The 1,216-nt window shown below is 57.0% G+C and carries 1 protein-coding gene; it reads right to left on the reverse strand.

What is annotated here, in order from left to right:
• Nucleotides 1-33: 33 nt before the first annotated feature.
• A protein-coding gene (locus AN476_RS22235) for an IS3 family transposase (RefSeq protein ID WP_157063864.1) occupies nt 34-1,160 on the reverse strand; the annotation gives its coding sequence in 2 pieces (ribosomal slippage) (nt 34-896 and nt 896-1,160; 1,128 coding nt in all).
• Between the last annotated feature and the right edge of the window lie 56 nt (nt 1,161-1,216).

The following is a 1,216-nucleotide window of genomic DNA, read 5'->3' on the forward strand; positions in this document are numbered from 1 at the left end:
GATCAGCCCCACCTAAGTGGTCCAGTTTGAATGTTAGTGCATGATTGGCCTTGGTTCCATCGGGATGATGGTTTCCGGGGCCGGTGGGCGGTAGCCCAAGGCGCTATGTGGTCGTTTAGTGTTGTAGTGCTTCCTCCATTCTTCGATCAGGATTTGCGCCTCCCTTAGCGAGTAGAAGACCTCGCCGTTCAGCAGTTCATCCCGAAGCCTTGCATTGAAGCTTTCGCAGTATCCGTTCTCCCAAGGTGATCCCGGCTCAATGTAGGCGGTCTTAGCGCCGACCGCTGCAATCCAATCGCGGACGGCCTGAGCAATGAACTCCGGGCCGTTGTCCGACCGAATGAATGCTGGAATGCCGCGCAAGATAAACAGGTCCGTCAGCGCATCGATGACCTCTGTCGAGTTCAGCTTCCGTTTCACCCGGATCGCCAAGCATTCCCGGCTGTGTTCATCTAGGATGTTGAGCGTTCGGAACGCTTTCCCGTCATCAGTTCGATGATGCACGAAGTCATACGACCAGACATGGTTGCGGTGCTCCGGACGCAGCCGGATACATGATCCGTCGTTCATCCAGAGCCGCCCCTTCTTGGGTTGCTTCATTGGAACCTTTAGCCCCTCTCGCCGCCATAGACGCTCGACACGTTTGTCGTTCACTTGCCAGCCTGCGTCTCTCAGCAGAGCGGCAATCCGACGGTAGCCATATCGTCCATACTGACGTGTAAGCTCGATCATGTCGGCAACCAGGCGGTCTTCATCAGCACGCCCAACAGGCAACCGCCTCTGCGTCGACCGATGCTGCCCCAAGACACGACAAGCACGACGCTCCGAGACGTGGAACTGGCTGCGCACATGGTCAATGCAGGCACGACGGCGTGAAGGGCTCAGTAGTTTCCCCGTGCGGCCTCCGATAGGATGAGCTTGTCCAGCGTCAGGTCCGACACGGCTCTTCGCAGCCGGTCATTCTCCTTTTGAAGCCGCTTTAGCTCCCTCAGTTGGTCGGTTCCCATCCCGCCATACTGCTTACGCCAGCGATAGAAGGTCTGCTCTGTGATCTGCACTTGTCGGATGGCGTCTACGCGCGGCATCCCTTGACCGCACAGCACCTCAACCTGCCGCAACTTCGTGACAATCTCTTCAGGCTTGTGTCGTTTGATTCCCATCTTTGATCCTCCGATTCCTAACTATAGGGCCGGACCAATTCAGTGGGGGAGGATCA

Source organism: Phaeobacter sp. 11ANDIMAR09 (assembly GCF_001294455.1).
GTDB lineage: Bacteria > Pseudomonadota > Alphaproteobacteria > Rhodobacterales > Rhodobacteraceae > Pseudophaeobacter.